This window comes from Chryseobacterium sp. YIM B08800, from assembly GCF_026163565.1.
Classification (GTDB): Bacteria; Bacteroidota; Bacteroidia; order Flavobacteriales; family Weeksellaceae; genus Chryseobacterium.
This window is the reverse complement of record NZ_JAPDKN010000107.1, coordinates 1-1,791: the sequence shown is the minus strand read 5'-3', so window position 1 is coordinate 1,791 and position 1,791 is coordinate 1. Positions and strand designations below refer to the sequence as shown.

The window sequence follows — 1,791 nt, the reverse complement described above, 5'->3', positions numbered from 1 at the left end:
TTTCGCGCTCACTTAAAACTCACAATTTTTATTGTGAGTTTTTTTGTTTTAATGATTTTTCTAAATTTTATCACATAGTTTCTTCTAAAATCTTTCAATAAATATTATTTAAAAATCATTGGATAGATTTTCAAAATTGTAAAAATTTTTATTAATCTTCTACAAATTTCCTTTTTGCCGCTTTCATTCCAAAATAAAACATTGTTGTAATCGAAAGCACTAAAAAGTAAAATGACCACTGCCAAGAAGCATTAGCATCGTGTAATTTACCAAAAATGGCAGGTCCAAAAGCTGCTATTAAATACCCCACTGATTGTGCCATTCCAGAAATTTTAATAGCATTGGCACTGGATTTTGTTCGTAAAGAGAAAAATAAAATTGATAAACTAAACGACAAACCATTCGACAAACCTAACAAAACAGCCGTTACATAAATCCATTCTGATTTCAGCCAGGCAAACATCAAAATGCTTGTCAACATCAATACACAAATAAAAACAATCATCACTGTCTGATCTTTCATTTTATTTGCAATAATAGGTCCTACAAAAGTGATTGGAATCATCGAAATCTGTATGACAAATAAAATCCAGCCCGGCTCATTCCCTTGCATTCCATAATCACCAAGAACAGCCGGTAACCACGAGATTAATGAATAATACACCAAAGACTGAAGCCCCATAAAAATACTGATGTTCCAGGCTTGTTTAGATTTAAACATATTAAAATCAGACTTAACAAACGGATTTCCCACTTGTTTCGATTTAGATTTATTTAGTAATAATTCTAAAACAACAACAAACAATGCCAACAATGCAATCACCAACCAAATCCCCAATGAACCACGCCATCCATAACCTGTCCATTCTCCAATACTCACGCTGTACCCTGAAGCTAAAGCAGCAGTAAGATTCATTGAAACAGCAAAAATACCAGTCATCAAACCTATCTGTTTCGGAAAATTATTTTTAATATAACCCGGCGTAATAACGTTTCCGATACAAACTCCTAAGCCAATCAATACTGATCCTATAAATAAAGTCCAGACTGAGCCAAATACCCGCATAAAAAGCCCGAAACTTAAAATAATCAATGCGTATAATAAAAATCGATTGATACTGAAACGGTGCGAAAACTTACTCACCAAAACCGAACAACTCGCAAACATCATAAGAGGAATTGAGGTAAGCATACTGCTTTGTAAATTATTTAAATGAAGCGAATTACTGATTTGATTCAGAACCGGACCTACAGAAGTAATGGGAGAACGCAAATTACTAGACACTAAAACTAAAACCAACACATTTATTATTAGCAGGATGTAAGAAAAACCCTCTTTTGTTTTATTTTTCATGATGTTTTATAAAATTAACGTTACAAAATTAGCTTGGTTATTTTATATAAATTTGCCATAATATTTATCTGAAACGACATGGTTTCTTATTGAACTTTAAAAGTTAATGAGATTACCAAGCTTAATTTTATTTTAAAAAACATAATTCCATTTTCACAATTTTTAAATTACAACAAGTAACTCTCCTAATTATTAAAGTGAAATTGTAAAATTATTTTCTATTTTTTTTATTTCAGATAAGTCAATGATAATTAACATCGTAAGGGTAATCAAGAAACAAAACTTCAATATTCACGAAAAATTATTTCAAATTTTATTTTGAATTATAAAAAAATATTCTATCTTTGCACCCACAAAAAACAAGGTAATTCTTGTTAAAAGATGACCTTTAATCGGGGCGTAGCGTAGTCCGGTCATCGCGCCTGGTTTGGGACCAG

General features: G+C 31.3%; 1 protein-coding gene. It reads right to left on the bottom strand.

Features of this window, described 5'->3' with window-relative positions:
- Positions 1–151: 151 nt before the first annotated feature.
- Positions 152–1,354 carry a CynX/NimT family MFS transporter gene (locus OEW74_RS19490; protein ID WP_265430066.1) on the bottom strand — a complete coding sequence of 401 codons (1,203 nt, stop codon included), beginning with the start codon at positions 1,352–1,354 and terminating at the stop codon, positions 152–154.
- Positions 1,355–1,791 lie beyond the last annotated feature (437 nt).

What these genes read in the sequence shown, in the direction of transcription:
- OEW74_RS19490 (WP_265430066.1), bottom strand. Translation starts at nt 1,354, where the DNA reads ATGAAAAATAAAACAAAAGAGGGTTTTTCTTACATCCTGCTAATAATA.